This is a genomic window from Hymenobacter amundsenii (assembly GCF_002204745.1).
Classification (GTDB): Bacteria; Bacteroidota; Bacteroidia; order Cytophagales; family Hymenobacteraceae; genus Hymenobacter; species Hymenobacter amundsenii.
In genome coordinates this window covers 1-25,911 of sequence record NZ_NIRR01000025.1, presented here as the reverse complement: position 1 = coordinate 25,911, position 25,911 = coordinate 1, and the positions used below count along the sequence as shown (strand labels likewise).

At 59.3% G+C, this 25,911-nt stretch carries 21 protein-coding genes; 8 read left to right on the top strand and 13 right to left on the bottom strand.

The window, feature by feature from the left end; genetic code table 11:
- Window positions 1–87: 87 nt before the first annotated feature.
- The 3 genes from CDA63_RS14155 (at window position 88) to CDA63_RS14145 (ending at window position 3,767) form a co-directional block, all read left to right on the top strand.
- Window positions 88–2,388 (top strand): TonB-dependent receptor, encoded by a 2,301-nt coding sequence (locus CDA63_RS14155; protein ID WP_242434674.1) that lies wholly within the window; start codon window positions 88–90, stop codon window positions 2,386–2,388.
- A 24-nt stretch (window positions 2,389–2,412) separates the two neighbouring features.
- Window positions 2,413–3,258, top strand: coding sequence for a DUF4249 domain-containing protein (locus CDA63_RS14150; RefSeq protein ID WP_165768304.1), 846 nt, complete (start codon window positions 2,413–2,415; stop codon window positions 3,256–3,258).
- A 74-nt stretch (window positions 3,259–3,332) separates the two neighbouring features.
- Window positions 3,333–3,767, top strand: coding sequence for a hypothetical protein (locus CDA63_RS14145; RefSeq protein WP_088465112.1), 435 nt, complete (start codon window positions 3,333–3,335; stop codon window positions 3,765–3,767).
- A 77-nt stretch (window positions 3,768–3,844) separates the two neighbouring features.
- Here CDA63_RS14145 and CDA63_RS14140 read toward each other — a convergent pair whose 3' ends face one another.
- Window positions 3,845–4,663 carry a purine-nucleoside phosphorylase gene (locus CDA63_RS14140; protein ID WP_088465111.1) on the bottom strand — a complete coding sequence of 273 codons (819 nt, stop codon included), beginning with the start codon at window positions 4,661–4,663 and terminating at the stop codon, window positions 3,845–3,847.
- A gap of 136 nt (window positions 4,664–4,799) precedes the next feature.
- On the opposite strand from CDA63_RS14140, the gene CDA63_RS14135 reads away from it, so the two are divergent.
- Window positions 4,800–5,504: a PKD domain-containing protein gene (locus tag CDA63_RS14135; protein WP_088465110.1), complete on the top strand. Its 705-nt coding sequence runs from the start codon at window positions 4,800–4,802 to the stop codon at window positions 5,502–5,504.
- Window positions 5,505–5,727: 223 nt separating this feature from the next.
- Here CDA63_RS14135 and sppA read toward each other — a convergent pair whose 3' ends face one another.
- Window positions 5,728–7,485, bottom strand: a complete 1,758-nt coding sequence (sppA, locus tag CDA63_RS14130) for a signal peptide peptidase SppA (protein ID WP_088465109.1) — start codon at window positions 7,483–7,485, stop codon at window positions 5,728–5,730.
- A gap of 294 nt (window positions 7,486–7,779) precedes the next feature.
- On the bottom strand, window positions 7,780–9,117 hold the full coding sequence (locus CDA63_RS14125) for a replication-associated recombination protein A (RefSeq protein ID WP_242434673.1): 1,338 nt from the start codon (window positions 9,115–9,117) through the stop codon (window positions 7,780–7,782).
- A 209-nt stretch (window positions 9,118–9,326) separates the two neighbouring features.
- Here CDA63_RS14125 and CDA63_RS14120 point away from each other — a divergent pair, with 209 nt between their 5' ends.
- Both CDA63_RS14120 and dinB read left to right on the top strand, forming a co-directional pair.
- The gene (locus CDA63_RS14120) at window positions 9,327–10,262 is read left to right on the top strand and encodes a DMT family transporter (protein WP_088465108.1); all 936 of its coding nucleotides are present in this window, start codon (window positions 9,327–9,329) and stop codon (window positions 10,260–10,262) included.
- Window positions 10,263–10,368: 106 nt separating this feature from the next.
- Entirely contained in the window at window positions 10,369–11,451 is a 1,083-nt protein-coding gene (gene dinB, locus CDA63_RS14115; protein ID WP_088465144.1) for a DNA polymerase IV, read from the top strand.
- A gap of 188 nt (window positions 11,452–11,639) precedes the next feature.
- Here the strand turns inward: dinB and CDA63_RS14110 are convergent, their stop codons facing one another.
- The 10 genes from CDA63_RS14110 to CDA63_RS14065 form a co-directional block, all read right to left on the bottom strand.
- Complete coding sequence (locus CDA63_RS14110; protein WP_088465107.1) at window positions 11,640–12,584, bottom strand: N-acetylornithine carbamoyltransferase; 945 nt, start codon at window positions 12,582–12,584, stop codon at window positions 11,640–11,642.
- 55 nt (window positions 12,585–12,639) lie between these two features.
- Complete coding sequence (locus CDA63_RS21140) at window positions 12,640–13,044, bottom strand: hypothetical protein (RefSeq protein WP_126546878.1); 405 nt, start codon at window positions 13,042–13,044, stop codon at window positions 12,640–12,642.
- On the bottom strand, window positions 13,041–13,316 hold the full coding sequence (locus tag CDA63_RS14100) for a hypothetical protein (protein WP_088465105.1): 276 nt from the start codon (window positions 13,314–13,316) through the stop codon (window positions 13,041–13,043). The genes CDA63_RS21140 and CDA63_RS14100 overlap by 4 nt, the downstream gene beginning before the upstream one ends.
- A 32-nt stretch (window positions 13,317–13,348) precedes the next feature.
- Window positions 13,349–16,582 carry a carbamoyl-phosphate synthase (glutamine-hydrolyzing) large subunit gene (gene carB, locus CDA63_RS14095; protein WP_088465104.1) on the bottom strand — a complete coding sequence of 1,078 codons (3,234 nt, stop codon included), beginning with the start codon at window positions 16,580–16,582 and terminating at the stop codon, window positions 13,349–13,351.
- 110 nt (window positions 16,583–16,692) lie between these two features.
- Window positions 16,693–16,983: a GIY-YIG nuclease family protein gene (locus tag CDA63_RS14090; protein WP_199797536.1), complete on the bottom strand. Its 291-nt coding sequence runs from the start codon at window positions 16,981–16,983 to the stop codon at window positions 16,693–16,695.
- A 481-nt stretch (window positions 16,984–17,464) separates the two neighbouring features.
- Window positions 17,465–18,559, bottom strand: a complete 1,095-nt coding sequence (gene carA / locus CDA63_RS14085) for a glutamine-hydrolyzing carbamoyl-phosphate synthase small subunit (protein ID WP_088465102.1) — start codon at window positions 18,557–18,559, stop codon at window positions 17,465–17,467.
- A gap of 539 nt (window positions 18,560–19,098) precedes the next feature.
- The gene (locus tag CDA63_RS14080; protein WP_088465101.1) at window positions 19,099–20,238 is read right to left on the bottom strand and encodes an aspartate aminotransferase family protein; all 1,140 of its coding nucleotides are present in this window, start codon (window positions 20,236–20,238) and stop codon (window positions 19,099–19,101) included.
- Between the two features lie 85 nt (window positions 20,239–20,323).
- Window positions 20,324–21,304 carry an N-acetyl-gamma-glutamyl-phosphate reductase gene (gene argC, locus CDA63_RS14075; protein ID WP_088465100.1) on the bottom strand — a complete coding sequence of 327 codons (981 nt, stop codon included), beginning with the start codon at window positions 21,302–21,304 and terminating at the stop codon, window positions 20,324–20,326.
- The gene (argG, locus tag CDA63_RS14070) at window positions 21,294–22,487 is read right to left on the bottom strand and encodes an argininosuccinate synthase (protein WP_088465099.1); all 1,194 of its coding nucleotides are present in this window, start codon (window positions 22,485–22,487) and stop codon (window positions 21,294–21,296) included. The genes argC and argG overlap by 11 nt, the downstream gene beginning before the upstream one ends.
- A 175-nt stretch (window positions 22,488–22,662) precedes the next feature.
- A complete protein-coding gene (locus CDA63_RS14065; RefSeq protein ID WP_088465098.1) occupies window positions 22,663–23,232 on the bottom strand; it encodes a GNAT family N-acetyltransferase in 570 nt (189 codons plus the stop codon).
- Between the two features lie 596 nt (window positions 23,233–23,828).
- Here CDA63_RS14065 and argB point away from each other — a divergent pair.
- Window positions 23,829–24,611, top strand: coding sequence for an acetylglutamate kinase (argB, locus tag CDA63_RS14060; RefSeq protein WP_088465097.1), 783 nt, complete (start codon window positions 23,829–23,831; stop codon window positions 24,609–24,611).
- Window positions 24,599–25,666, top strand: a complete 1,068-nt coding sequence (locus CDA63_RS14055) for a M20 family metallo-hydrolase (RefSeq protein WP_199797535.1) — start codon at window positions 24,599–24,601, stop codon at window positions 25,664–25,666. The genes argB and CDA63_RS14055 overlap by 13 nt, the downstream gene beginning before the upstream one ends.
- Window positions 25,667–25,911: the final 245 nt, after the last annotated feature.

The following is a 25,911-nucleotide window of genomic DNA, read 5'->3' as shown; positions in this document are numbered from 1 at the left end:
CGCCGTGGGGCATTACCTTTACTCGCTCCTGCACGGCTGAATTAGATGATTTTACGGTTTCTTTTCGGGTTTACTTTCCTGGCTTTTTTGCTGCTACCGGCCGCCGCCCGCGCCCAGGCCCGCTACGCGCTTAGCGGCTTGGTGAAAGCCAGCGGTGCCGGCGAAGCCCTTACCGGGGCCACAGTGGCGGTACCAGCGCTGAGTTTGGGGGCCAGCGCCGACGAGCGGGGCGCCTACTCGCTCATGCTGCCCGAGGGCCGCTACCAAGTGGTGGTGTCGTTTATCGGCTATCAAACCCTGACCCGCGACATCAACCTGACCCGCAACCAGCGCCAGACGTTCCAGCTGGCTGAAGCCGGCAACCAGCTCGGCGAAGTGGTGGTGGAGGGCACCGGCAACTTGCAGCAGAAGCTCCAGACCACCCAGATGAGCGTGGAGCGCCTCACGGCCAAGGAGGCCAAACTGCTGCCGGCTCTGTTTGGCGAGGTCGATATTTTGAAAACCCTGCAGCTCAAACCTGGCGTGCAGAGCGGCGGCGAAGGCACCAGCGGCCTGTTTGTGCGCGGCGGCTCGGCCGACCAGAACCTGGTGCTCGTGGATGATGCGCTGGTCTACAATCCCAGCCACCTGTTCGGGCTGTTCTCGGTCTTCAACCCCGATGCCGTGCAGTCAGTTGACCTGTACAAGGGTGGGTTTCCGGCCCAGTATGGCGGCAGGCTCTCGTCGGTGGTCGATGTGAAGCTACGTCCGGGCAACCCCGACAAATTCACCACCAGCGGCGGCCTGGGCCTTATTTCGTCGCGCCTGACGGTGGAAGGGCCAATCAAGAAGGGCAAGGGCGCGTTTCTGCTGGCCGGCCGTCGTACGTACTTCGACGTCTTCACCCGCCAGATCAACAAAGCCAACCAGGACGACCCCGATTTCAATCCCATTCCCGACTACTACTTCTACGATTTCAACGCCAAGGCCAATTACAAGCTGGGTGATAAAGACGAGGTGTTTCTGAGCGGCTACCTGGGCAACGACGCATTCAGCTTCGGCTCGGGACAGGGCTTCGATTTCAACTTCAACTGGGGTAACAAGGTGGCGGCTTTGCGCTGGAGCCACACCTACAACTCGCGGCTGTTTCTGAATACTACGGCCTCCTACACCGGCTATAAGTACGACATTACCAACCGCCTCGACCAGTTCTCCTTCAACCTGGCCTCCGACATTCAGGATGTCAGCCTACGCTCCGACCTCGACTACCGGCCCAACGACCAGCATACCTACCGGTTGGGCGTAACGGCCACGGCCCACCGCTTCGGCACCGGCCGCCTCAAAGCCGGCTCCGACGACGGCCGCCTCAGCCTGGGCTCCGACGTCACGTACTACGGCCAGGAAGCGGCCGTGTACGCCTCCGACATTTACAAGCCGACCGAGAAGTGGCAGTTCGAGTACGGGCTGCGGGTGTCGGGCTTCCAGTCGGGCGGGCAGCAGTACGGCGGGCTGGAGCCCCGGGCGGCGGCCCGCTACTCGCTCACGCCCACTCTCTCGCTGAAGGGCAGCTACGCGCTCATGTACCAGTACGTGCACCTGGTCACGAACTCGGGAGCCTCGCTACCGACCGATATCTGGTACCCCTCGCGCGGGTCGGTGAAGCCCCAGCGCAGCCAGCAGGTGGCCGCGGGCCTCAGCTGGCTGCTCGGCGACGGGCGCTACCTCATCACCAACGAGGTGTACTACAAGTGGGCCCAGCGCCAGATCGATTTCAAGGACGGCGCCCAGCTGTTCGTGAATCCCGACCTCGATTCGGAGTTCCTGTTTGGCAAGGGCTGGGCCTACGGCAACGAAATTTACCTGGAGAAAAAGCAGGGCCGCACCACCGGCTGGCTGGGCTACACCCTGGCCTGGACCAAGCGGCGCTTCCCGCCCCAGCGCGGCACTTCGGGCGTGAACAACGGCGACACCTTCTACCCCAGTTACGACCGCCGCCACAACCTGACGGCCGTGGTTATTCACAACCTCTCGGACCGGCTGAAGCTCTCGGGCTCGTTCGTGTTCAGCTCGGGCCAGGCCACGACCTTGCCGCTGGGCCGCTTTGGCTTCCAGGACGTGTTCGGGGCCGACGCGGCGGCCGTGCCCGTGTATCCCCAGCGCAATACCTACCGCCTGGCCCCCTACAACCGCTTCGATCTGGGCGTGGTCTGGCAGATGAAGCCCACCCGCTGGATTCCCGAGTCCGACCTTACGTTCAGCATTTACAACGCCTACAACCGCCGCAACCCCTACTTCGTGTACTTCGACCAGGTGAAGGATGAGCAGACCGAACAGGTAACCGGCTACCGGGCCCGGCAGGTGTCGCTGTTCCCGGTTATTCCATCGGTGACCTACAACTTCAAATTCTAAGTGCGGATGATGCGGTTTTTTGGGATGACGCGACTATTGAACACATTACCAGCTTCGGTTCGGCGAGTGGTTGGGCTGGCGGGTGTGGGCCTGCTGGCGGGCTGCGGCTTGCAGCAGGATATTGATGTGGTGCTGCCCGCCTACCCGCCCCAGCTGGTGGTGGAGGCCTACCTCGAAAACGGCCAGGTGCCCCGCATTACCGTGACCGAATCGGTGGCTTACCTGGCCGAGCCAACGCCCCAGGTCCCCACCGACGTTACGGCCACCCTGACGCTACCCAGCGGTCAGCGCACCCTCCTCAAATTCGCGCCCGGCGTGGATACGCGCACCGGCAAGGCCTACACCCACGTCGGGACCCGCACCCTAGCGGCCCAGCCGGGCCAAACCTTCGGCCTGGAACTGCTCGACACCCAGGGCCGCCGTGTAACCGGCTCGGCCCTGGTGCCCGCGCAAGTACTGCTCGACACCGTGGAATGGGTATTCAACGACAAGCCCGACGACCAGCGCCGGGCCTACGTGCTGGGCCGCTTCCGCGACCCCGCCACGCCCCTCGACTATTACCGCTTCCAGATTCATCGCCGCCGCGTAAACCGCGACCCCGAAGTGGATTACACCGTGGAGGACCGCCTCAGCAACGGCACCGAGTACAGCCTGGGCACGGGTTACGATTATAAGGCCAACGACACGCTATTCGTCACGCTTTACCACCTCGACCGTCCCTACTTCCTGTTTTTACAGTCGGTGCAGGATGCCCGAAACGCCAACGGCAACCCCTTCGGCCAGCCTTCGGGCATTAAGAGTACCGTGGAGGGCGGGTTGGGCGTATTCACGTTTCTGAGCTACCAGCGCCGCCGGGTAATGCTGAAGTAGGGTGGCCGTGGGCTGCAACCTTTTTCTGCCCTCTTCTACTCCTGTCTGCGGTTTTCACTTTACCAGTTATCCGTATGAGACACCTGCTACTATCCGCCCTGGCGGCGCTAACCCTGACGCTGGGCAGCTGCGAAAAAGAGCCCCTATGCGGTTGCATGCCGCCCCCCCGGCCGGCCATTACTGCTGCTGCCCTTACCCAAGCCAGCACTTGGTACCTGAGCGAGTACACCGCCGCCGGCCAGATTACCCGCGACTATTCCATCAAAGACCGTTTCGCGCTACGCTTCGCACCCGACGGCAGCTACCGCCGCATCTTGCTCAGCGACGACTCGGAAACGGCCGGCACCTGGAAACTCAACAACCCTGATAACCGGATGCTCATCTTAACTGACCACAAAGGGGACCCACAGGAGTTTGTCGTGCAGGACGCAACCAATGAGACCTTGTTTCTTTACCGTCCTGCTAAAACTGGTTCACCTGATGCCTACCTGTTCAAAACGGTGCGGTAAGAAAAAAAGCGGCTTACCATCCTGTAGCAGGATGACAAGCCGCTTTTTTCTTCTAGGTTCAGAGGCCTTGGCCAGCCTTACAGCTTGGCCAGCACGGCCTTCAGCAGGGCCGTGAGGCGGGGCTCGGCCACAGCAGCGGTACGCAGGATGTCGGCGATGTTGACCTTTTTGAGCTTGCCGGGGGCGCAAAGGTCGGTGATGACCGAGATGGCCAGTACCGGCAGGCCCATGTGCACGGCGGCAATAACCTCGGGCACGGTGCTCATGCCCACGGCATCGGCCCCTATGGTACGCAGGTAGCGGTATTCGGCGGGCGTTTCGAGCATGGGGCCGGGCAGGCTGGCGTACACGCCCCGGCGCAGGTACTGCGCTAGGTTCAGGTCGAGGGCCGCTTCCTCGGCCAGGGCCAGCAGGCGCACATCGTAGGGCTCCATCATGTCGGGGAAGCGCGGACCCAGCTCGTCGAGGTTTTTGCCGATGAGCGGGTTGGTGGGCTGCAAATTGATGTGGTCTTCGAGCAGCATCAGGTCCGAGTACTCAAATTCGGGGTTGAGGCCACCGCTGGCATTGCTCACGAACAGGTTCTGGATGCCCAGCAGCCGCATCACCCGCACCGGAAATACCACCTGCTGCATCGAGTAGCCCTCGTAGAAGTGGAACCGACCGTGCATCACGAGCACCTTCTTGCCCGCCAGCGTGCCGGCCAGCAGCTCACCGGCGTGGCTTTCCACCGTCGAAACCGGGAAGTGTGGGATATCGGCGTAGCTGAAGCGGTGCGCCACTTCTACATCATTCACCAGCGCCCCCAGCCCGGTACCGAGAATAATACCCGCTTCGGGTCGGAAGTCCTGGAGGGTTTGTTTTAGATAGGCGGTGGCTTCGTGGAGTTGTTGCATAATCAAGGAAAAATGAGCTTGCAATATTACATCATTTGCCAGAAGGGCCGTTTGCCTCCAACTTATTTCAAGCTAGCCCCTTCCTGTTATAAACTCGTTTAATAGCCTACATTTGGGAGCACCCTATTTTTTCATTATGAACACAAACAGGTTATTATTAGCGGCTACGGTCCTGTTGCTTTCGGCCTGCGAAAGCGAACCCGAAGTGCCTACCCCTGTAGCTTTGGTTAAAGCCGCTTTCCGGTTGCCTGCCGAATTGGAACAAGCTGCGGCCATTACATTTCAGAACGAGTCGCAGAATGCTACCAGCTACACCTGGGACTTCGGTGACACTACGCCCGCCGATGAAGCAGAGAACCCGACTCATCGTTATGGCCAAGCTGGCAAGTACACCGTGCGCCTGGTTGCCCACGGAACAGCCAGCAACGATACTATTCGTAAGACAATAATTATCGATAATTATAAACTCAGTCGTCTACCAGTAAAATTTTCTGGAATATACAGTTCCACAAAAGTTGGTGTATTCAAACATGGACTGGAACCTAACGCTGTTTATTATTCCTACCCGGATACCTTAGTAATACTCACCACCAGTGGAAACAAAATTGTCTGGGGGAAAGATACATTAGCATATGCGCCTGGCTCACTATTGTTTCCCGATTTACCGGCAAACAATGCATTTAAATTTCGAAAATTTCATCAGAAAGGATTATTCTATTTTACCGGATTAGAGCAAATAATTTATTTTCATAGTAAAGGAGACAGCATTAGTGCAGAACGCAATAGTATATTAAGCCACTCTACTAATTCCGTCCGCTACAAAGGAGTACGCCTTCCCTAAAGTCTGGATACAAGCGGTTACAAGCATATAATTTGGAGTACAACGGAGAACTTACGTGCCAACATTATCTTTCTATGATAACACTAGCACGCGAAATTATTAGTTTTGCTCCAATTTATACACTTACTAAACAATCGCCATCACCTATATATAGCTCAATCAATTACAATAGAAAAGACCTGCTTTTGCGCAGATCTTTTCTATTGTAATTGATTTATTTTTTTTACTGCACGTTCAATTCAAACGGCAAACGGGCCTGGGCGCCACGTATTTCCGAGAGCTTCTTGTATTGCTCGAACATGGGGTAAAGTGGACCCATTTCCGCCTTCACGGCCCGCAGCCGGGCTTCCTCGTTGAAGGAGCTGAACAGGTTTTCGGCGAACGACTTCTGGTAGGGCAGCTTCTGAATCCGGTAATCACCTTCCTTCAGTTTGGCCCGGCGGGCGGCAATGCGCAACGCATCATCGAATGAGCCAAGCACATCCACGAGGCCGCGGGCCTTCGCTTCGGTGCCCGACCAGACGCGGCCCGAAGCGAACCGGCGCAACCGCTCGACGGGCATATTACGGCCGGCGGCGGCTTTGGTAGTGAAGTCGGCGTAGATGCGGTTGATTTCCTGCTGGAACTGCTGCTGCTCGAAGGGCGTGAGGGCACGCGTAATGGTAGGGAAGTCAGAGAACTTACCGGTGGTCACGCGGTCAGTCGTAATACCAATTTTGTCGCTCAGGAAGGGGCCGATGTTGGGCAATACCCCAAATACGCCAATCGAGCCCGTGATGGTGGTCGGGTGGGCCACAATCGTGTCGCAGCCCATGGCAATGAAGTAGCCGCCCGAAGCCGCCACATCTGACATGCTGGCGATGATGGGCTTCACTTTCTTGGTCAGCATCACCTCGCGGTAAATAATGTCGGAGGCCAGCGAGGAGCCGCCGGGCGAGTTCACGCGCAGCACCACGGCCTTCACTTTGTCGTCGAGGCGGGCCTTGCGGATGGCTTCGGCGAAGCGGGTGCTCCCGATGCTTTCGTTGCCGCCCTTGCCCGTCACGATGTCGCCGTCGGCGTAGATGACGGCGATTTTATTGCTGCTCGAATTATCGTCATCCTCATCGCCATTGACGTAGTTCGACAGGTCAACCAGGCTTAGCTTGGCATCTTTTTCGAGGCCCAGCTTGCCCTTCATGTAATCGGTGGCCTGGTCGTAGTAGCCCAGGTCGGTCACCAACTGCAGGCGCTTGGCGTCGGCGGCGTTGTGCACCAGCATCGAGTCGGAAATGACTTTGAGGCGGGCGGGCGCGATTTTACGCGAGGCGGCCACGTCGGCCAGCATGGCGTTGTTGAGCGAATTGAGGAACGAGGAAGTCTGCAACCGGGCCGAGTCGGACATGCTGGTGCGGAAGTAAGGCTCGACGGCGCTCTTGAACGAGCCGACCCGGAAAATCTGTACCTGCACGCCCAGCTTATCGAACAGCCCTTTGTAGTAGGTGGGCTCCGAGCTCAGGCCGTTGAATTCGAGCGTGCCCTGGGGGTTGAGGTAGAGCTTATCGGCCACTGAGGCCAAGTAGTAGCTCTTCTCCGATTGGGCATCGGCGTAGCTGACCACGAACTTGCCGCCCTTTTTAAACTCCAGCAGCTCGTGGCGCACTTCCTCCAGCGAGGCCATGCCGCCCTGCACCAGCTCCAGGTTCAGGAAAATGCCCTTGATGTCGCCGTCGGTTTTGGCCCGGCGGATGGCGGCCTTCAGCTCATCGAGCCCGATGCTGCTGGCCTGCCCGCCGATAAAGCCCGGCAGCGGGTTGTTGAAGGCCCGCTCGCCGATGGGCTTGTCGAGCTTGAGCTCCAGCACCGAATCCTTGGCGACGGTCACGGTTTTATCGGAGGAGGCCAGCCCCACTAGCAGCCCCACTAGCAACACAGTGGCAATAAGGCCCAGCACCAGCACGCCGGTGATGGTGGCCAGTACATATTTAAAGAACTGTCGCATGGAAGGGAGTAACTACAGGTGAGAGGTAGGATAACAAATGTAAGCGGTTTGCCGCCGCGCCGCCGGGTATTCAACCAACGGGCGGTTTTGGAGCGGCAACGGGAACGTGGCCCAAACTTCAGTCCTGATGTTAAGTGCCAGAACGAAGCTCCCCTCCTCAGATGAGGAGGGGCTGGGGGTGGTTGACTCACTCCAGAACGTCAACTAGAGCCAGCGCTGAAAAATGTTCTGACAGTATTAACCACACCCAACCCCTCCTCATCTGAGGAGGGGAGCTTCGTTCTGTTTTTGCCCCTACATCCCATATTTTTTCCCCCACAACTCCCGCAGCCGTTCGCGGGCTTTGGCTTCGGCGGGGTTGTCGGCGGGCTGGTAGAAGGTGGTACCGCTGAGGGTTTCGGGCAGGAACTCCTGGTAGGCGAAGTGGCCGGGGTAGTCGTGCGAATACTGGTACTGGCTGCCGTAGCCAAGCTCCTTCATGAGCTGGGTGGGGGCGTTGCGCAGCGGAATGGGTACCGGCTGCACGCCCTGCTGGCGCACCAGCGCCCGCGCCGCCCGAATGGCCTTGTAGCTGGCGTTGCTCTTGGGCGAGGTGGCCAAGTACACCACCGTCTGCCCCAGAATGATATCCGATTCGGGCATGCCGATTACTGTGACGGCCTGGAAACAGCTCTGGGCCAGAATCAGGGCGTTGGGGTTGGCCAGGCCTACGTCTTCGGAGGCCAGAATGAGCAGGCGGCGGGCAATGAACTTGGCGTCTTCTCCGCCTTCAAGCATCACGGCTAGGTAGTAGAGCGCCGCGTTGGGGTCGGAGCCGCGGATGCTCTTGATAAAGGCCGAAATGACGTCGTAGTGCATCTCGCCGCCTTTGTCGTAGCGGGCCAAGTGCTGCTGGGCGAGCTGCTGCACGCCTTCGTCGGTGATGATGATTTCGCCAGTTTTCGGGTCGGGCCGGCTGGCCTCCACCACGATGTCGAGCAGGTTGAGCAGCTTGCGCGCGTCGCCGCCCGAAATGGTCAGTAACGCACCGTAGTCCTGCATGCGCACCTTTTTCGTCTTCAGTACCTCGTCCTCGGCCAGGGCTTTGTCTACGAGGCTGGTGAGCACGTCTTTGCCCAGCGGCTCCAGCACGTACACCTGGGCCCGGCTCAGCACGGCCGGAATTACCTCGAACGATGGGTTCTCGGTGGTGGCCCCAATCAGCGTGACGATGCCCTGCTCGACCGCGCCCAGCAGCGCATCCTGCTGGCTTTTGCTGAAACGGTGGATTTCATCAATAAAGAGCACCGTGCCGCGCTGCTTGCGGGCCCTCTCAATGACTTCGCGCACGTCTTTCACGCCCGCATTCACGGCGCTCAGCGAGGCGAAGGGCTTGCCCAGCTCCTGGGCGAGCAAATTGGCCAGCGTGGTTTTTCCCACGCCCGGCGGCCCCCACAGAATCAGGGAGGGCAGTCGGCCGGCGCTCAGGTAACGCCGCAGCACGCCCTCGGGGCCCACGAGGTGCTTCTGGCCGGCGTATTCGTCGAGGGTGCGGGGGCGCAGACGCTCGGCCAGCGGGGCGTGGGCGCCGGGCCGGGCCGGTGGGCCGGAGTTGGGAATGGGGTCAGAATCGAAGAGGGAACCAGTAGACATTTTTTGAGCTGCAAGCTTTACGCCGCAAGCTACAAGCTTCGGCTGGGAGAGTCTTTTTTTAGCTGCAAACCGCAGATGCAAGTGGCTCTTTGGAGCCGGGAGGAGCATTGGCGACCAACAGTTCCTGTGGCTCTGAGCGCAATAGGCTGGTTAGGATGGTCGGCGGTCAGCTTGCAGCTTGTAGCTTGCAGCCTGAAGCTCAAAAAGAAATGAAAAATTCCGTTAAGGTCCACGCGGCCCTGTTTCTGGTGGCCCTGATTTACGCGGCCAACTACAGCATTTCCAAGGATGTGATGCCGCGCTACATGGGTCCGTTTGGGCTGGTGCTGCTGCGGATTGTGGGGGCTACGCTGTTTTTTGGGGTTATGAGCCGCCTCGTTGCGCCCCACGACCGCCTCACCGGCCGCGCCGACAACCTGCGGGCCATTGCCTGCGGCGTACTCGGCATCGGCCTGAACCAGCTGCTGTTCTTCTCGGGCCTCAACCTGACCTCGCCCATCAACGCCTCCCTCATCCAGACCATTGCCCCGGTCGTAACGGTGCTGGCCTCGGCGCTACTGCTGGGTGAAAAGCTGACCCTGAAGCGGGTGCTGGGCGTAGGCGTGGCGGGGTTGGGCGCGGCCAGCATCATCCTGAGCAAGGGCCCCGTGGCGGCCGGTGGCCAGGACGGGCTGCTGGGCAACGTCTACATCCTGCTCAACGCGGCGGCTTTTGGGGTGTATCTAGTGCTCGTGATGCCGCTCATGCGCAAGTACCACCCGTTCACGGTGCTGGCGCGCATTTTTCTGGTGGGGGCCTTTATTGCGGTGCCCGCCGGCTGGCAGCAGGTGCAAGCCGCCGACTACGCCAGCTTCCCGCCCGGCATCTGGGCGGCCATTGCCTACATGGTCATCTGCCTGACCATTGTGGCTTACCTGCTCAACAACTGGGCCCTCAAATATGCCTCGCCGGCTTTGCTGGGGGCCTACATCTACCTCCAGCCGGCCCTAGCCGTTATTATTGCCGTGAGCCTGGGCAAAGACCAGCTCACCTGGGACCGCGCCTGGCAGGGCCTGCTGATTTTTATCGGCGTGTTCCTCGTCAGCCGCAAGCCCCGCCCCTCGCAGCTGGCCGCTGTGCCCCCGCTGGAATCGATACAGGACTAACCCCTCGTTGAGTAATGTAGTTGTAGCGCAGCTGGAGCGCGAAGCTGGAGCTTAGCTCCGCTGCCCTTTGGTTTATGCTACGGCCGTTCAGCGGTACCTTTACTCCGTGGAATATGCCGCCGAAAACCGCAAAATTATTCACCTTGATATGGATGCGTTCTACGCCTCCGTGGAGCAGCGCGACCACCCGGAGCTGCGCGGGCGGCCCGTGGCGGTGGGTGGCTCGCGGGCCCGGGGCGTGGTGGCGGCGGCCAGCTACGAGGCCCGCCGGTTCGGGGTGCGCTCGGCCATGCCCTCGGCTACGGCTTTGCGCAAGTGCCCCGAGCTAGTATTTGTGAAGCCGCGCTTCGAGGTGTACAAGGAAGTGTCGCGGCAGATCCGGGCCATTTTCGCCGAGTACACGCCCCTCATCGAGCCGCTTTCCCTGGATGAGGCCTACCTCGACGTAACCGAGAACCTCAAGGGCCTGCCACTGGCCAGCGAGGTAGCCCGGCAAATCCGGGCCGATATTCTGCAGCAGACCCAGCTCACAGCCTCGGCCGGCATCAGCTACAATAAGTTTCTGGCCAAGCTGGCCTCCGATTACCGCAAGCCCAACGGCCAGTTCGTCATCCGGCCCGAGCAGGGGTTGGCGTTCGTGGAAAAACTACGGGTAGGCGAGTTTCACGGCATCGGCCCGGCCACGGCGGCCCGGCTCAATCAGCTCGGCATTTTCTCAGGCCTCGATTTACGGCTGCAGTCCGAGGCATTTCTGCGCCAGCACTTCGGCAAGGCTGGTGGGCACTACTACCTCATCGCCCGCGCCCAGGACCCGCGCCCCGTCCGCCCCGACCGGGTGCGCAAGTCCATCGGCTCCGAAACTACCTTCGAGCACGACCTGACCGCCTACGACGACCTCTGGGCCCGCCTCCTGCCCTGCCTCGAAACCACCTGGGCCCACGCCGAGCGCCTGGGCGTGCGTGGCCGCACGCTCACGCTCAAAATCAAGTACACCGACTTCCAGCAAATCACGCGCAGCCGTACCCTCTTCGCCCCTCTCCAGCACCGCGACCAAGCCGAGCGCCTTGCCCGGGAGCTGCTGCTGGCCCAACTTCCCGTGCCGCTGGGCGTGCGCCTGCTGGGCCTCACGCTCTCGAACCTGGAAAGCCAAGAGGATTCGGTAGGCCAGCAGCTGGGACTGGCGTTGTGAGGTTAGTTATCAGTTGCCAGTAAAAGAGCGTCATGCTGAGCGCAGCCGGAGGCGGAGGAGAAGCATCTCTACTGCTTTGTTACCAAGCCAACCTAACATCAGGGTCAGTATTGCAGTAGAGATACTTCGACTCCGCCTCCGGCTGCGCTCAGCATGACGTTCTTTTACTGGCAACTGATAACCAACATCTACTTCAACAGCTCGTGCAGCACGGTTTGCATGGCAAACGTGCGGTTGCCGGCTTCCTGGATAATGAGCGAGTTGGGCGAATCGAGCACGGCGTCCGACACCTCCACGTTGCGGCGCACGGGCAGGCAGTGCAGGAACCGGGCGTCGTTGGTGAGGGCCATGTGGGCAGGCGTCAGCATCCAGTGGGGGTCGGTGCTGAGCACCTGGCCGTAATCGTAGTAGCTACTCCAGTTCTTGGCCTGCACGAAGTCGGCGCCGGCCAGGGCCTTTTGCTGGTCGTACTCGATGCGGGCGCCGCGGGTGAATTTAGGGTCCAGCTCGTAGCCTTCGGGGTGGGTGATAACGAGGTCCACCCAGTCGATGTCGGTGAACCAGTCGCAGAACGAGTTGGGCACGCACTGGGGCAGCGCCCGCACGTGTGGGGCCCAGGTGAGCACCACTTTCACACGCTCGGTGCGCTTGGTTTCGGCCACCGTCAGTAAGTCGGTGAAGCTTTGCAGCGGGTGCAGCGTGGCACTTTCCAGGCTGATGACGGGCACCGTGGCGTAGCTGAGAATCTTGTTGAAGAACACTTCGCCATAGTCGGCCTCCCGGTCGGTAAGCGTGGGGAAGGTGCGCACGCCCAGCACGTCGCAGTACTGGCTCATGACGGCAATGGCCTCCTTGATGTGCTCCTGGGTCGAGCCGTCCATCACGGCGCCGTCGGCCGTTTCCAGCGTCCAGGAGTCGGTGCCGGCGTTCAGCACCCACACCTGGGCCCCGAGGTTGTAGGCCGCCTTCACCGAGCTAAGCCGGGTGCGCAAACTGGGGTTGAAGAAGATGAGGCCCACCGTTTTGTTGCGCCCGACTTCCTGGTAGCCAAACGGGTTAGCCTTGATTTCCAAGGCTTGCTGCAACAGGGCTTTATAGTCGCCCGCATCGGCGAAGGAGGTGAAGTTTTTCATTTAGGTGGTGTGAGGTGGTGAAGTTTAGTCTCCCAAATCGTTATCACGAGGCTGGTTAAACTGGCTCCGGATACTTCTCTCGGACAGGCGCACATTTACACACCTTGTCATTCCAATCAACTATGATTGGTTTACACTGAATATCAACTACGTCGGGTCGGTTGCCAATTACCTCAATGAAAAGCTTGTAGGTTTTTACTGCTTCAGCAGGAATGCTCTCTTTGCTCAAGAGCCCAATGAATTGTATCCGTAATTCCTGTAGTGATTTTATAAGCTTGTCATCCCGCAGAAATGCCGGAGCACAGGCATTCAGAACATCAATCTTTACAACTAACACTCCGCTGTTCAAAGCCATTCTGTACAGGTATGTGCTTGCATACATCCCGCCGACATGACCAAGAGTGCTTAAATATGAATGTGCCGTATTGTGGCCTACAGACTTAAGGTTTTTGAGCTTCATAGCTTCTCTATCGTCAATTCTAACCCATCATAAAGCGGAAAAAGATGGTACCCGCAATGCTCAGTGAAAACAGCTACTTCCCGAAGCTCCGGTACTTCAATGACTAAAGCGTAGCGGAATTCGACTTTTGAGTCATCTTCAAACTGAATATGTACTACGGTGTCTAGCGGGAAGTCAGAAGCACCGAGTTTTTTAGGCTCGGTGCTTCCTTTAGCAATCAGATATTCTTGGAGCTTGCGCTTCCAGTGCTCCGGCAAATCTTCGTGGCGCATGATGTTCAAAGAAGAGACGCAAATATGCGTCTCTACATCGCCTTATACTCGTTCCAGCTTTTAATCTTCAAATCCTCCATTCCCAGCGTGCAAAAGGCGCGGATGAATGCCTTGGCCAGCCGCGCATTCGTCAGCAACCCGACGCCCGAATCCACGGCCGTGCGGCGGATTTTGTAGTCGTTGTCCAGCTCACCTTTCGACAGGTTCTTCGGGATGTTGATGACCAGATCGATTTTCTTCTCCTTCAGATACGTCAGCACGTTGGGCTCCTGCAGCTCGTCGGGCCAGTAAAGCAGGGAGCTGGGGATGCTGTTTTCGGCGAAGAAGCGGTGGGTGCCCTGGGTGGCGTACAGCTGGTAGCCGCGCTGCACCAGCAGCTTGCTGGCCGAGAGCAGCGCCACCTTCGACTGCAGGGGGCCGCCGGAAATGAGTACCGTTTTCGCCGGGATTTTGTAGCCCACGCTCAGCATGGCTTTCAGCAGCGCCTCCTCGGCCGTGTCGCCCAGGCAGCCCACTTCGCCGGTGCTCACCATGTCCACGCGCAGCACCGGGTCGGCCCCGGGCAGGCGGGTGAAGGAGAACTGCGGGGCCTTCACGCCCACGAAGGGCAAATCGTACACCCGCTCGCTTTCGTCGCGCGCTACATGCTTGCCCAGCAGCACCTGGGTGGCCTTTCTGATGAGGTTGTTGCCCGATATTTTCGACACGAACGGGTAGCTGCGCGAGGCGCGTAGGTTGCACTCAATCACGCTGATGGCCCCGTTCTTTTCCAGGAACTGAATGTTGAACGGGCCGCTGATTTCGTAGCGCCGGGCCACCTTTTCGGCAATGATTTTGAGCTTGCGGATGGTGCCCACGTACACCCGCTGGGGCGGGTAGTACATGGTGGCGTCGCCGGAGTGCACGCCGGCAAACTCCACGTGCTCGGAAATGGCGTAGCTCACGATTTCGCCCCGGTCGGCCACCGCGTCCAGCTCAATTTCCTTGGCTTCCTGCATAAATTCGGACACCACCACCGGGTACTCGGCACTCACTTCCTTAGCCGCTTTGAGGAATTCTTCCAGCTCGAAGGCGTTGGACACCACGTTCATGGCCGCGCCCGACAGCACGTAGCTCGGCCGGATGAGCACCGGGTAGCCCACTTCCCGCACAAACTCGTGCATGGTCTCCAGCGAAGTCAGCTCCTGCCAGCGTGGCTGGGCAATGCCCAGCTCGTCCATGATGCGGCTGAACTTGTGGCGGTTCTCGGCCTCATCAATGTGCGCGGCCGTGGTACCCAGAATGGGCACGTGGGCTTCTTCGAGGCGCATGGCCAGGTTGTTGGGAATCTGGCCGCCGGTGCTCAGAATCACGCCGCCGGGCTGCTCGAAATCCAGAATGTCCAGCACCCGCTCGAAGCTCAGCTCCTCGAAGTAGAGCCGGTCGCTCACATCGTAGTCGGTCGAAACGGTCTCGGGGTTGTAGTTGATGAGGATGGTTTTGTAGCCCTCCTCGGCGGCCGTTTGCACGGCCTGCACGCCGCACCAGTCGAACTCGACCGACGAGCCGATGCGGTACACGCCCGAGCCCAGCACCACGATGGACTTGGCCGTTTCGCGGTCCAGGTCGTTTTCGGTGCCGTGGTAGGTGAGGTAGAGGTAGTTGGTTTTGGCCGGAAACTCGGCGGCCAGCGTGTCAATCTGCTTCACCACGGGCAGCACGCCCAGCGCCTGGCGGCGGGCGCGCACCCGCAGCTCGTCGGCCTTTACGTCGCCCTCGCCTAGCAGCTGCACAGCAATCTGCTGGTCCGAGAAACCGGCTTTTTTGGCCTCGCGCAACAGCTTGGTTTCCAAAGAATCCAGGCCCGTAGCACGGCCGGCGGCCAGCTGCTGGCCCAGCTCGAAAATGGTGAACAGGCGCTGCAAAAACCAGTGGTCAATGCGCGTGAGCTGGTGCACCTGCTCCAGCGTGTAGCCCGCCTCGAAGGCGTTGTTGATGGCGAAGATGCGCTCCTCGTTCGGCTCGCTCAGCAGCTGGTCGATGGCGGCGTTATCCAGCGCGTCCTCGGGGCGGTTGGCAACGAAGCCGCGCTTGCCGGTATCGAGCATGCGCAGGCCCTTTTGGATGGCTTCCTCGAACGATTTTCCGATGGCCATCACCTCGCCTACGCTCTTCATGGCCGAGCCAATCTGGCGGTTCACGCCCGCGAACTTGCCCAGGTCCCAGCGCGGCAGCTTCACCACCACGTAGTCGAGGGCGGGCTCGAAAAAGGCCGTGGTGGTCTGCGTGACGCTGTTTTTGAGCTCAGCCAGCGAGTAACCCAAACTCAGCTTGGCGGCCACGAAGGCCAGCGGGTAGCCCGTCGCTTTCGAGGCCAGCGCCGACGAGCGCGAGAGGCGCGCATTCACCTCAATCACGCGGTAATCTTCCGACGCGGGGTCCAGCGCGTACTGAATGTTGCACTCGCCCACGATGCCCAGGTGCCGGATGGTTTTAATGCCGATGCTGCGCAGCTTGTGGTACTCGCGGTTGCTCAGCGTTTGCGACGGGGCCACCACGATGCTCTCGCCGGTGTGGATGCCGATGGGGTCGAAGTTCTCCATGTTGCAGACCGTGATGCAGTTATCAAACTGGTCGCGCACCACTTCGTACTCCACTTCCTTCCAGCCCTTCAGCGATTCTTCCACCAGAATCTGGTCCGAAGTCGTGAAAGCCTGCCGGGCCAGGGCCCGCAGCTCATCCAGGTTGTTGGCGAAGCCGCTGCCCAGCCCGCCCAGCGCAAACGCGGCCCGCACGATGATGGGGAAGCCGATGGTTTCGCCGGCGGCCAGGGCTTCGGCCAGGCTGGTGCAGGCCACGCTGCGGGCCGAGCGCACGCCAATCTGGTCGAGCTTGACCTTGAAAATCTCCCGGTCCTCGGTGTCGATGATGCTCTGCACGGGCGTGCCCAGCACCTGCACGTGGTACTGCTCGAACACGCCGGCGCGGTACAGGGCCACGGCGCAGTTCAGGGCCGTTTGGCCGCCAAAAGCCACCAGAATGCCATCGGGCCGCTCTTTTTTAATGACCTGCTCCACGAAGTAGGGCGTCACGGGCAGGAAGTACACGTCGTCGGCCATGCCGTCGGAGGTCTGCACGGTGGCAATGTTGGGGTTGATGAGGATGGTGCGGATGCCTTCCTCCTTCAGCGCCTTCAGCGCCTGCGAGCCGGAATAATCGAACTCCCCGGCCTCGCCGATTTTCAGCGCGCCGGAACCGAGGATGAGTACTTTGTTGGGTTTGTTCATTCTAAGGTTACTGTTCTTTTTAAGCGTCAGACGGAGCAGATTGAACGTCATGCTGAGCGGAGCGCAGCGAAGTCGAAGCATCTCTACCGCTTCGTTGAATTCGTTAGGGTTCAGGCTTCCCAAGTCTCTAAATCAATGGCTTTCCACGTCGGATTAAACGCGCTAATCAGCGCATCTTTCTTCCGGCGGTTCCAGCCTTTCAATTGCTTTTCCCGCGCAATGGCCTGCGTTGCATCGGGGGCTATTTCAAAGTACACCAGCAAATCAGCCTGATACCGCCCGGTGAATTTCCCGGCGTCGCCCCGGCCGCTGCTGTGCTCGTAAAGTCGCCGCGTGAGGTCGTTGGTGACGCCGATGTACAGTACGGTTTGGGTTTGATTGGTCAGGATGTAGACGTACATGCTGAAAATTATGGCTTCCGAATCAATGTGAAATACTCTCTATAAAAGCGCGGGTTTTCGATGTAATCTTTTCGAGAATATAATCGCAGCGTGTCACCTTTCAAATTGAAGGTTTCGTTATGAAACACTCCGTGCCCCTTTTCAGAATCTAACATCAATTTGCCTGGTGACTTGTGCCACACGCCTTTGTAGGTTCGAGTAGTTTTAGGGCTACTGTGGTACCAAGTGGAATAAGTGAAAGTGGAATCACTGAATAGCGTTACAATAAGATGCGAATGATATGGGCTGCCGCCTTCATACTTTTCTACCACATGTTTGCGAAAAGTCAATAGCATCAAAACGGACAAGCTTAATAATTTCATGCTGAATTTGGTGAAGAATTGATGCTATTAATTAACTGTTAGTAACGAATTCAACGAAGCGGTAGAGATGCTTCGACTTCGCTGCGCTCCGCTCAGCATGACGTTCTTTTTGGCTCGTTCTATTTTATTCCGATGTTACCCTTATACGCCACCACCGCTTTCAAAAAGTCATCAAACAGAAACTCCGTATCCTCCGGCCCGCCGGCGGCTTCGGGGTGAAACTGGGTGGAGAAGAACGGCTTGGATGTGTGCTTGATGCCTTCGCAGGTGCCGTCGTTTAGGTTCTCGAACAGCATCTGCCACTCGGCGGGCAGCGTTTCGGTGTCCACCGCGAAACCGTGGTTCTGGCTGGTGATGTAGCAGCGCTGGGTGCCGGTGAGCTTCACGGGCTGGTTGTGGCTACGATGGCCATATTTGAGCTTGAACGTGTCGCCGCCCGCCGCCAGGCCCATGAGCTGGCTGCCCAGGCAGATGCCGAAAATGGGCTTGTCCTGGGCCAGAGCTTTTTGCAGGTGCCGGATGGTGGCCTCGCACATTTTGGGGTCGCCGGGGCCGTTGCTCAGGAACAGGCCGTCGTAGTCGAGGGTCGTGAAATCGTAGTCCCAGGGCACGCGAATTAGCTCCACGTCCCGCTCCAGGAAGCAGCGGATAATGTTGGTTTTAGTGCCGCAGTCCACCAGCACGATTTTGTGCTGGCCGCTGCCGAAGTGCTCCACGCCGGGCTGGCTCACCTGCGCCACCAGGTTGTCGAGGTTGGGGTCGTGGAAGGGCACGTCGGTTTCGGCCACGATTTTGCCCAGCATCGCGCCTTTTTCGCGCAGCTTCTTGGTGAGCATGCGGGTATCGACGCCGCAGATGCCGGGTATGTTATACTCCTTGAGCCAGTCGCCGAGACTTTTGGCGGCGTTCCAGTGGCTGTGCTCCTCCGAGTAATAATTGACGACCAGCCCGGCAATGTGAATTTTGTCGGACTCGAAAATCCTCGAAATCGACTCGTATAGCTCCTCGCCGGGCACGCCGTAGTTGCCCACCATGGGGGTGGTGAGCACCAGAATCTGGCCCGCAAAGGACGGGTCGGTGAGGTTTTCGGGGTAGCCCGTCATGGCCGTGCTGAACACGACCTCGCCGGCGGCGGAGGTGAAGGCGCCGAAGGATTCGCCTTCGATGGAGGTCCCGTCTTCGAGGATGAGTTTTACCGATTTGGCGTTTTCCACTCTGTTATGCGAAAATTAGGTTTACCCTGTTGATGATTTTCTGCGGTCGTCAGGTACGCAGCTTCCATTTTCGTTGCGGGGGGACGGAGGCGGCAGGTAGGTCCGTCAGGCCCTTGACGCGTATTGGAAACTGGTCATTGGAGGGAGCTGCGGTGGGGCGGCAACTTCCGCTGCCGGGTGTCCGGCGAACGAGCGGCGTCGTCTTAGCCAGCCTTTGCAACCGCGCTGATACATTTTCGGCTGGAACAGGACCGTAAATCAGGGGTCTGTTCCAGCCGAAGCAGGAGATGAGCCAAGCGGAAGCGAAATCAGGTAAATCAATCTGCCCCGCGCACTGCCGCTTCCAGATGTCAGGCATCGGGAAGTCGGGCGGGCACAACTGCTGAAAGGAATAGTTGGTGGCCGCTCTTTTATGGGAAGAACCGGCTGGTGGCTGCGCAACCGAGGCCAATGGCAGCGTGCAGCTAATTAGAAGGGGAGCCGGGCTCGGGAACTTCATCGTGCTACTCATTGGGGTCGCAAGTTAGACCACAAGCCGCTCACTTCCTTGCCTCCACCGGAATAAGTGTGTACAGCGCCTGCAAAAACCGGTCGACCTCGGCCCTCGTGATATTCAGCGGCGGCAGCAGGCGCAGCACCGTGGGGTCGGAGGCGTTGCCCACGAAAATGTGGTGTTCCGATAGCAGCTTGTCGCGGATTTCCTTGATGGGGAAGTCGTATTTAATACCCACCATCAGGCCGCGGCCGCGAATTTCTTCGGCCCCGGCGTGGGCCAGCAGCTCCGTGCGCAGGTAGTCGCCCAGCTCAGTGGCGTGAGCCAGCAGGTGCTCGTCTTCGATGACTTCGAGCACGGCCAGGGCGGCGGCGCAGGCCAGGTGGTTGCCGCCGAAGGTGGTGCCCAGCAGGCCGTAGGAGGCTTGCAACTTGGGCGAAATCAGGATGCCGCCGATGGGAAAGCCGTTGCCCATGCCCTTGGCCACCGAAATGATATCGGGCCGCAGGCCGGCGTGCTGGTGCGCGAAAAACTTACCGCTGCGGCCGTAGCCGCTCTGCACCTCATCGGCAATAAGCAGCACATCGTTGGCCCAGCAGAGCAGCGCCAAGTGCCGCATGAACTCGTCGGAAGGCATGATGATACCGCCCACGCCCTGAATTGGCTCTATAATAACGGCGCATACGTCGCCGCCGTGTAGCACCGCCAGCACTGCCTCCAGATCGTACTCCACGAAAGTCACGGCGTGACCCGCGTTGAAGGGAGCCACAATTTTCGGGTTGTCGGTAGCTGCCACCGCGCCCGAGGTACGGCCGTGAAACGCGCCTTTGAATGCCACCACGCGGGTTTTACCGGTATGGAAGGAGGCCAGCTTCAGCGCATTCTCGTTGGCCTCGGCCCCCGAGTTGCACAGAAACAGCGCGTAGTCCTCGTAGCCCGATACCTGGCCCAGCTTGTGCGCCAGTTCCTGCTGAATCGGAATCTGCACCGAGTTGGAATAGAAGCCGATGTTGCTGAGCTGCTCCGTGAGGCGCTGCACGTAGTGCGGGTGGCTGTGACCGATGGAAATCACAGCGTGGCCGCCGTAGAAATCCAGGTACTCCTGGCCCTTATCGTCCCAGAGCTTCGCGCCGAGTGCGCGCACGGGCGTGATGTTAACGAGGGGGTAAACGTTGAAGAGGTCCATTGTTTTAAAGCTGTTAGCTATTAGCTGATGGCTGTTAGCTTTTTGAGGAAGACCAAGTAAATGAATGTCGGAACAGAGCTGACAGCTAAAAGCTAATGGCCTTACTCATCAACCCCGTCGTTTCCGGCAGGCCAAACAGCAGATTCATATTCTGCAACGCCTGGCCCGACGCGCCTTTCACTAGGTTATCAATTGCCGAGGTAATTAATAACTGCTTGCCCTGTTTCTGCACGTGCAGCAGGCATTTGTTGGTATTCACCACCTGCTTCAAATGAATTTCCTTGTCCGAAACCGTGGTGAACGGCGCGTCGGCGTAGAAATTCCGGTACAGCTCCCGCGCCTCGTCCTGCGTCAACTCCGAGGGCGTGTAAACGCTGGCGAAAATGCCCCGCGCGAAATTGCCACGGTAGGGGATGAAGTGAATTTCCGCTTCCGACTGCGGCTGCAGCTGCGCTAGGCTCTCGCCGATTTCGCCTAGGTGCTGGTGCGTGAAGGGCTTGTAGATGGACACGTTATTGGTGCGCCACGAGAAATGCACCGTTTCCGACAGGCCCTGGCCCGCACCGGTCGAGCCAGTAATGGCCGATACGTGCACATCTTCGGTGAGCCGGCCGGCCTGGGCCAGCGGCAGCAGTGCCAACTGAATGGCCGTGGCAAAGCAACCGGGATTGGCAATGCTTTGCGCCTGCTGGATGCGGCTTTTATTCAGCTCCGGCAGGCCATACACGAACTCGCGGTCCTCAAACTCGGCATCAGCCGCTAGGCGAAAATCGTTGCTTAGGTCGATAATGGCGGTGCTTTCGGGCAGGGCGTTTTTGAGCAGCCAAGCCTTGGAGTTGCCGTGACCCAGGCACAGAAACACCACGTCCTCATCGCCCGCCAGCTCGGAAGCGAAAACCAGATCGGTTTCGCCCACCAAATCGTCGTGCACTTGGTGCACCGGGTTGCCCGCGTTCGAGGAACTGACGATGCCGCCTAGCTCCACGAACTCGTGGTGTAGCAGAATACGTAGCAGCTCGCCAGCCGTGTAGCCGGCCCCGCCTACAATGCCAGCCTTAATTTTCATCGTTGAAAGAGGAATGAATCTTCAGCTGGTTGCTGAAAATCTTGATGAATCCCTGGGCGTCGCGGCCGTCCCAGGCGTTGTTTTCCTCACCGTAGGTAGCCACTTTCGACTGCATCATGTCGAACTTCGACTCCACACCCTGCAGCTCGAACCGGTAGGGCAGCAAGGTCACGAACACCGTGCCCGACACCCGCTCCTGCGACGAGGTGAGGAAGGCCTCGAAGTCGCGCATCACCGGGTCGAGGTACTGGGCTTCGTGCAACAGTGTACCGTACCAGTTGGCCACGTAGTCCTTGTGCAGCAGTTGCCAGCGGCTGGAAGTGTGCTTTTCCAGCAGGTGATGGGCTTTCAGCAGAATCAGCGGGGCGGGCGCCTCGAAACCCACGCGGCCCTTGATGCCCAGAATCGTGTCGCCCACGTGGGTGTCGCGGCCGATGGCGTAGGTGCCGGCCAGCTCGTTGAGGGCCTGAATCATGGCTACCGGGTCCATTGATTCGCCATTCAGGGCCGCCGGTTCGCCTTTCTCGAAGGTAATTTCCACCTGGGTCGGCTCCGTAGTGGTTAGCTGGGTCGGGTAAGCCGATTCGGGCAGAGCCTGGTGCGAGGTCAGGGTTTCGACGCCGCCCACGCTGGTGCCCCAGATGCCCTTATTAATGGAATACTTGGCCTTCTCCCAGCTCATTTCGAAGCCGTGCTGGTTGAGGAAGTCGATTTCGGCCTGGCGCGACAGTTTCAGGTCGCGGATTGGCGTGATGATCTCGGTGTTGGGTGCGATAACCGAGAAGGCCACGTCGAAGCGCACCTGGTCGTTGCCGGCGCCGGTGCTGCCGTGGGCAATGTAATCGGCCTTGTGCTCGCGGGCGTACTCAGCCAGGGCCAGGCTCTGGAACATGCGCTCGGCACTAACGCTCAGCGGGTAGGTGTCGTTTTTGAGGATGTTGCCGAAAATCAGGTAGCGCAGGCAGTCCTGGTAGAAGCGCTGGGTTACATCGATTACCTCGTGCTTGCTGGAGCCCAGTTCGTAGGCGCGCTTCTCAATGGCGGCCAGCTCGTCATCGGAAAACCCACCAGAGTTGACGATAACCGTGTGCACTTCCAGACCCAGCTCGCGGGTCAGGTATACCGCGCAGAACGAGGTATCCAGACCGCCGCTGTACGCTAAAACTACCTTCTTTTTAGACATGTGTTGGGAATATTGAAAAGTGAGAGCGAAGGATAAAACCGCGTCATGCTGAGCGAAGGCGTAGCCGTAGTCGAAGCACCTCTACCGCAGTGGTAAACCTGATGCCGAATTAGTTTGGCAACGAAGCAGGAGAGATGCTTCGGCTGCGCGGACGCCAGATGAAGCATGACGCGTTCTACCCTTCCTGGCTCAGAATTTCGATGGATTGCTGGCTGAAACGGTCCTGGAGCTTGTCGTACACCATGCCAGTGCAGAGGCACATTTTGCGCTCGTTTTCCTGCAGGATGGGGTAGTTTTTGCAGCTCGCGCAACCCTTCCAGAAGTCTTCGCTCTGAGTGAGCTCGGGGAAGGTAACGGGCCGGTAGCCCAGCTCGCTGTTGATTTTCATCACAGCCGCGCTGGTCGTGATGCCGAATATTTTGGCCGCCGGGTACTTGGTACGCGAGAGCTCGAACACGCGCTCCTTGATGGCGCGGCCCAGCCCCTCCTTGCGCAGCTCGGTATTCACAATCAGGCCGGAATTGACGACGAATTTGGCGTCCTCGAAGGTTTCGATGTAGCAGAAACCAGCCAGCGCCCCATCAATGAACGCAATGATGGAATCACCCTTCTCCATCTTCTTAATCAGATAGTTAGGATCACGCTTGGCAATGCCAACGCCCCGCTGACGGGCCGATTCGGCATACCACTGGCATAAGGTGTCCGCGTACTGCGCATCGGCAGCTTCGGCGACTCGTAAGAACATGGCGAGGAAAGTTAGTTGCCAGCGGTTGCGGCAACGGACTAAGGCAAACACTCGGCGGGCAAAGGGCCTTTCCAACTTGGGGCGGCGTTAAGCCAAGCCCGGAGGTTTATACGGAAAAGCGCGGGACGGGGTCAAAGCCAGCCGTCGGACGGGAGCGAACTGCTCCGTAACTTCACAATTGGGCGTACCAGGGTTTACACTCGTGTCAGGCAGTTATTCGTAAGACCTTCCTTCAGTGGGGCGCTTCTTTCAGCGGACCCTCGCCGGTTCTTAGAGGATTAAGAACGCAGACGAACATTGCGTGCCAGCTACTAAGCTGGCCTGGTTCGCACGACCAATGTAGGTCGTCGCAGAAGCGCAATGGAAGAGAGACGAATCATAACAGGGCCGCGGGGCGGCGTGGAGTGTTTCGCGGTTTAAATCGTTTAAACCACTAAATCGTTGCAAAACTAGACTAAAAATTTCGGAAACTTTGTCGCCCCAGCCGCAAAAATAATTTCTTAATCTGGCGGGCTGCTGGTCTGCGCCAACCGGCTCGCAACTCACTTTCGGCCCTGCGGCCTCCCCTACCCCGGTTTTTACTTCGTACTCCGCGCATGAGCACAGACCTGAAAATATTCAAGATTGGCGGTGGCATTCTCGATGAGGTGTCCCAGCTGCACCGCTTTCTGGCCGAGTTGGCCCGGGTGCCCGGCCCGAAAATCCTGGTGCATGGCGGCGGTAAGGGGGCCAGCCAGATGCTCCACGACCTAGGTATTACCCCCCAGATGGTGCAGGGCCGCCGCATCACCGACGCGGCCACGCTCGACATCGTGACGATGTTTTACGCTGGCAAGACCAACAAGCAGGTGGTAGCCCTGCTCCAAGCCGAAGGCGTGAATGCCCTCGGCCTGTCGGGGGCCGATGGCAACGTCATCCGGGCCGTAAAGCGGCCAGTAACCGACATCGATTACGGATTTGTGGGCGACCTGCCGGCCGATGCCGTGCAGGCCGGTCTGCTGCACCAGCTGCTGCAAAGCGGCCTGCTGCCCGTGCTCTGCGCCATCACCCACGACGGCCAGGGCCAGCTGCTCAACACCAACGCCGATACCATCGCCAGCACCGTGGCCCGCGCCCTGACCCCGCATTACGCCGTGGAGCTGCACTTCTGCTTTGAGAAAAACGGGGTGCTGGCCGACGTCAACGACGACGACTCGGTCATCCCGCAGCTTACGGCGGCGCAGTACCAGCAGCTCAGGAGTGAAGGCGTCATTGCCGCCGGCATGGTTCCCAAGCTCGACAACGCTTTTGCGGCCCTGGAAGCCGGCGTAACCCGTGTAGTCATCGAGCACGCCCAACGCATCAACGAGCCTGTAAAAACCATCCTATGCCGGAGTTGATTGACACGCTCACTGCCGACGCCATCGAGCTGCTGAAGCAGCTGATTCAGACGCCCTCGTTTTCGCGGGAAGAAGACCAGACGGCCGACCATATTTTCCGCTTCCTGACCTTCCACGGGGCCCGGCCCGAGCGCAACGCCCACAACGTGTGGGCCGTGAGCCGCCACTACGACCCCACCCGGCCCACGGTGCTGCTCAACTCCCACCACGATACCGTGAAGCCCGGTGCCACCTGGACCGCCGACCCGTTCGGGGCCACGCTGGCGGGCGACCGGCTAACCGGCCTCGGCAGCAACGACGCGGGGGCATCGGCGGTCAGCCTGCTGGCCACGTTCCTGTATTTCGAGCAGCACCCGCCGGCCTTCAACCTGATCTGCGCCATTACGGCCGAGGAGGAAATTTCGGGTCCCAACGGCATCCGCCGCCTGCTCCCGCTGCTGCCCGAAATTGCCCTGGGCATTGTGGGCGAACCAACGCAAATGGAACTGGCCGTAGCCGAAAAGGGCCTCGTAGTGCTCGACTGCGTGGCCCACGGCCGGACAGGACACGCTGCCCGCGAGGAAGGCGAAAACGCCCTCTACAAGGCTCTCGACGATATTCAGCGGCTGCGCGGGTTCCAGTTCGAGCGGGTTTCGGAGCTGCTAGGGCCGGTGAAGCTCACCGTTACCCAAATCCAGGCCGGCACCCAGCACAACGTAGTGCCCGACCGCTGCACCTTCGTGGCCGATGTGCGTACCAACGAGCTGTACTCGAACCAGGAAGTGGTGGACATTGTGCGCGAATTAATTGGGGCCGATGTGGTGCCGCGCTCCGTTCACCTGAACTCCTCGCGCATAGCCCCTAAACATCCGCTGGTGCAGCGCGGGCTGGCCCTGGGCCGCCGTACCTTCGGCTCGGTTACCCTCTCCGACCAGAGCATGATGCCTTTCGTTACCGTCAAAATCGGCCCCGGCGACTCGGCCCGCTCCCACACCCCCGACGAGTACATTCTGCTCAGCGAAATCAGGGCGGGCATCCGTGGCTACGTGGAGCTGCTGGCCGAATTGGAGTTGTGAGCATACTGTAAGTGAAAGATTGTCATGCTGAGCGCAACGGAGTCGAAGCATCTCTACCGCTTCGTTGTAATGGCGAAATCTTTACCCGCAGTGGGGATGCTTGGACTCCGCTCCGCATGACGTTCAACGAATCAACCACCCCTAGCTGTATAGTCCCAGAGAGAGATGGTGTATTTTCCGGGCTGGAATTTCGCACGAACTTATGGGACAAGTACTCCACGGCAGCGCCCGCACAACTTCGGCAA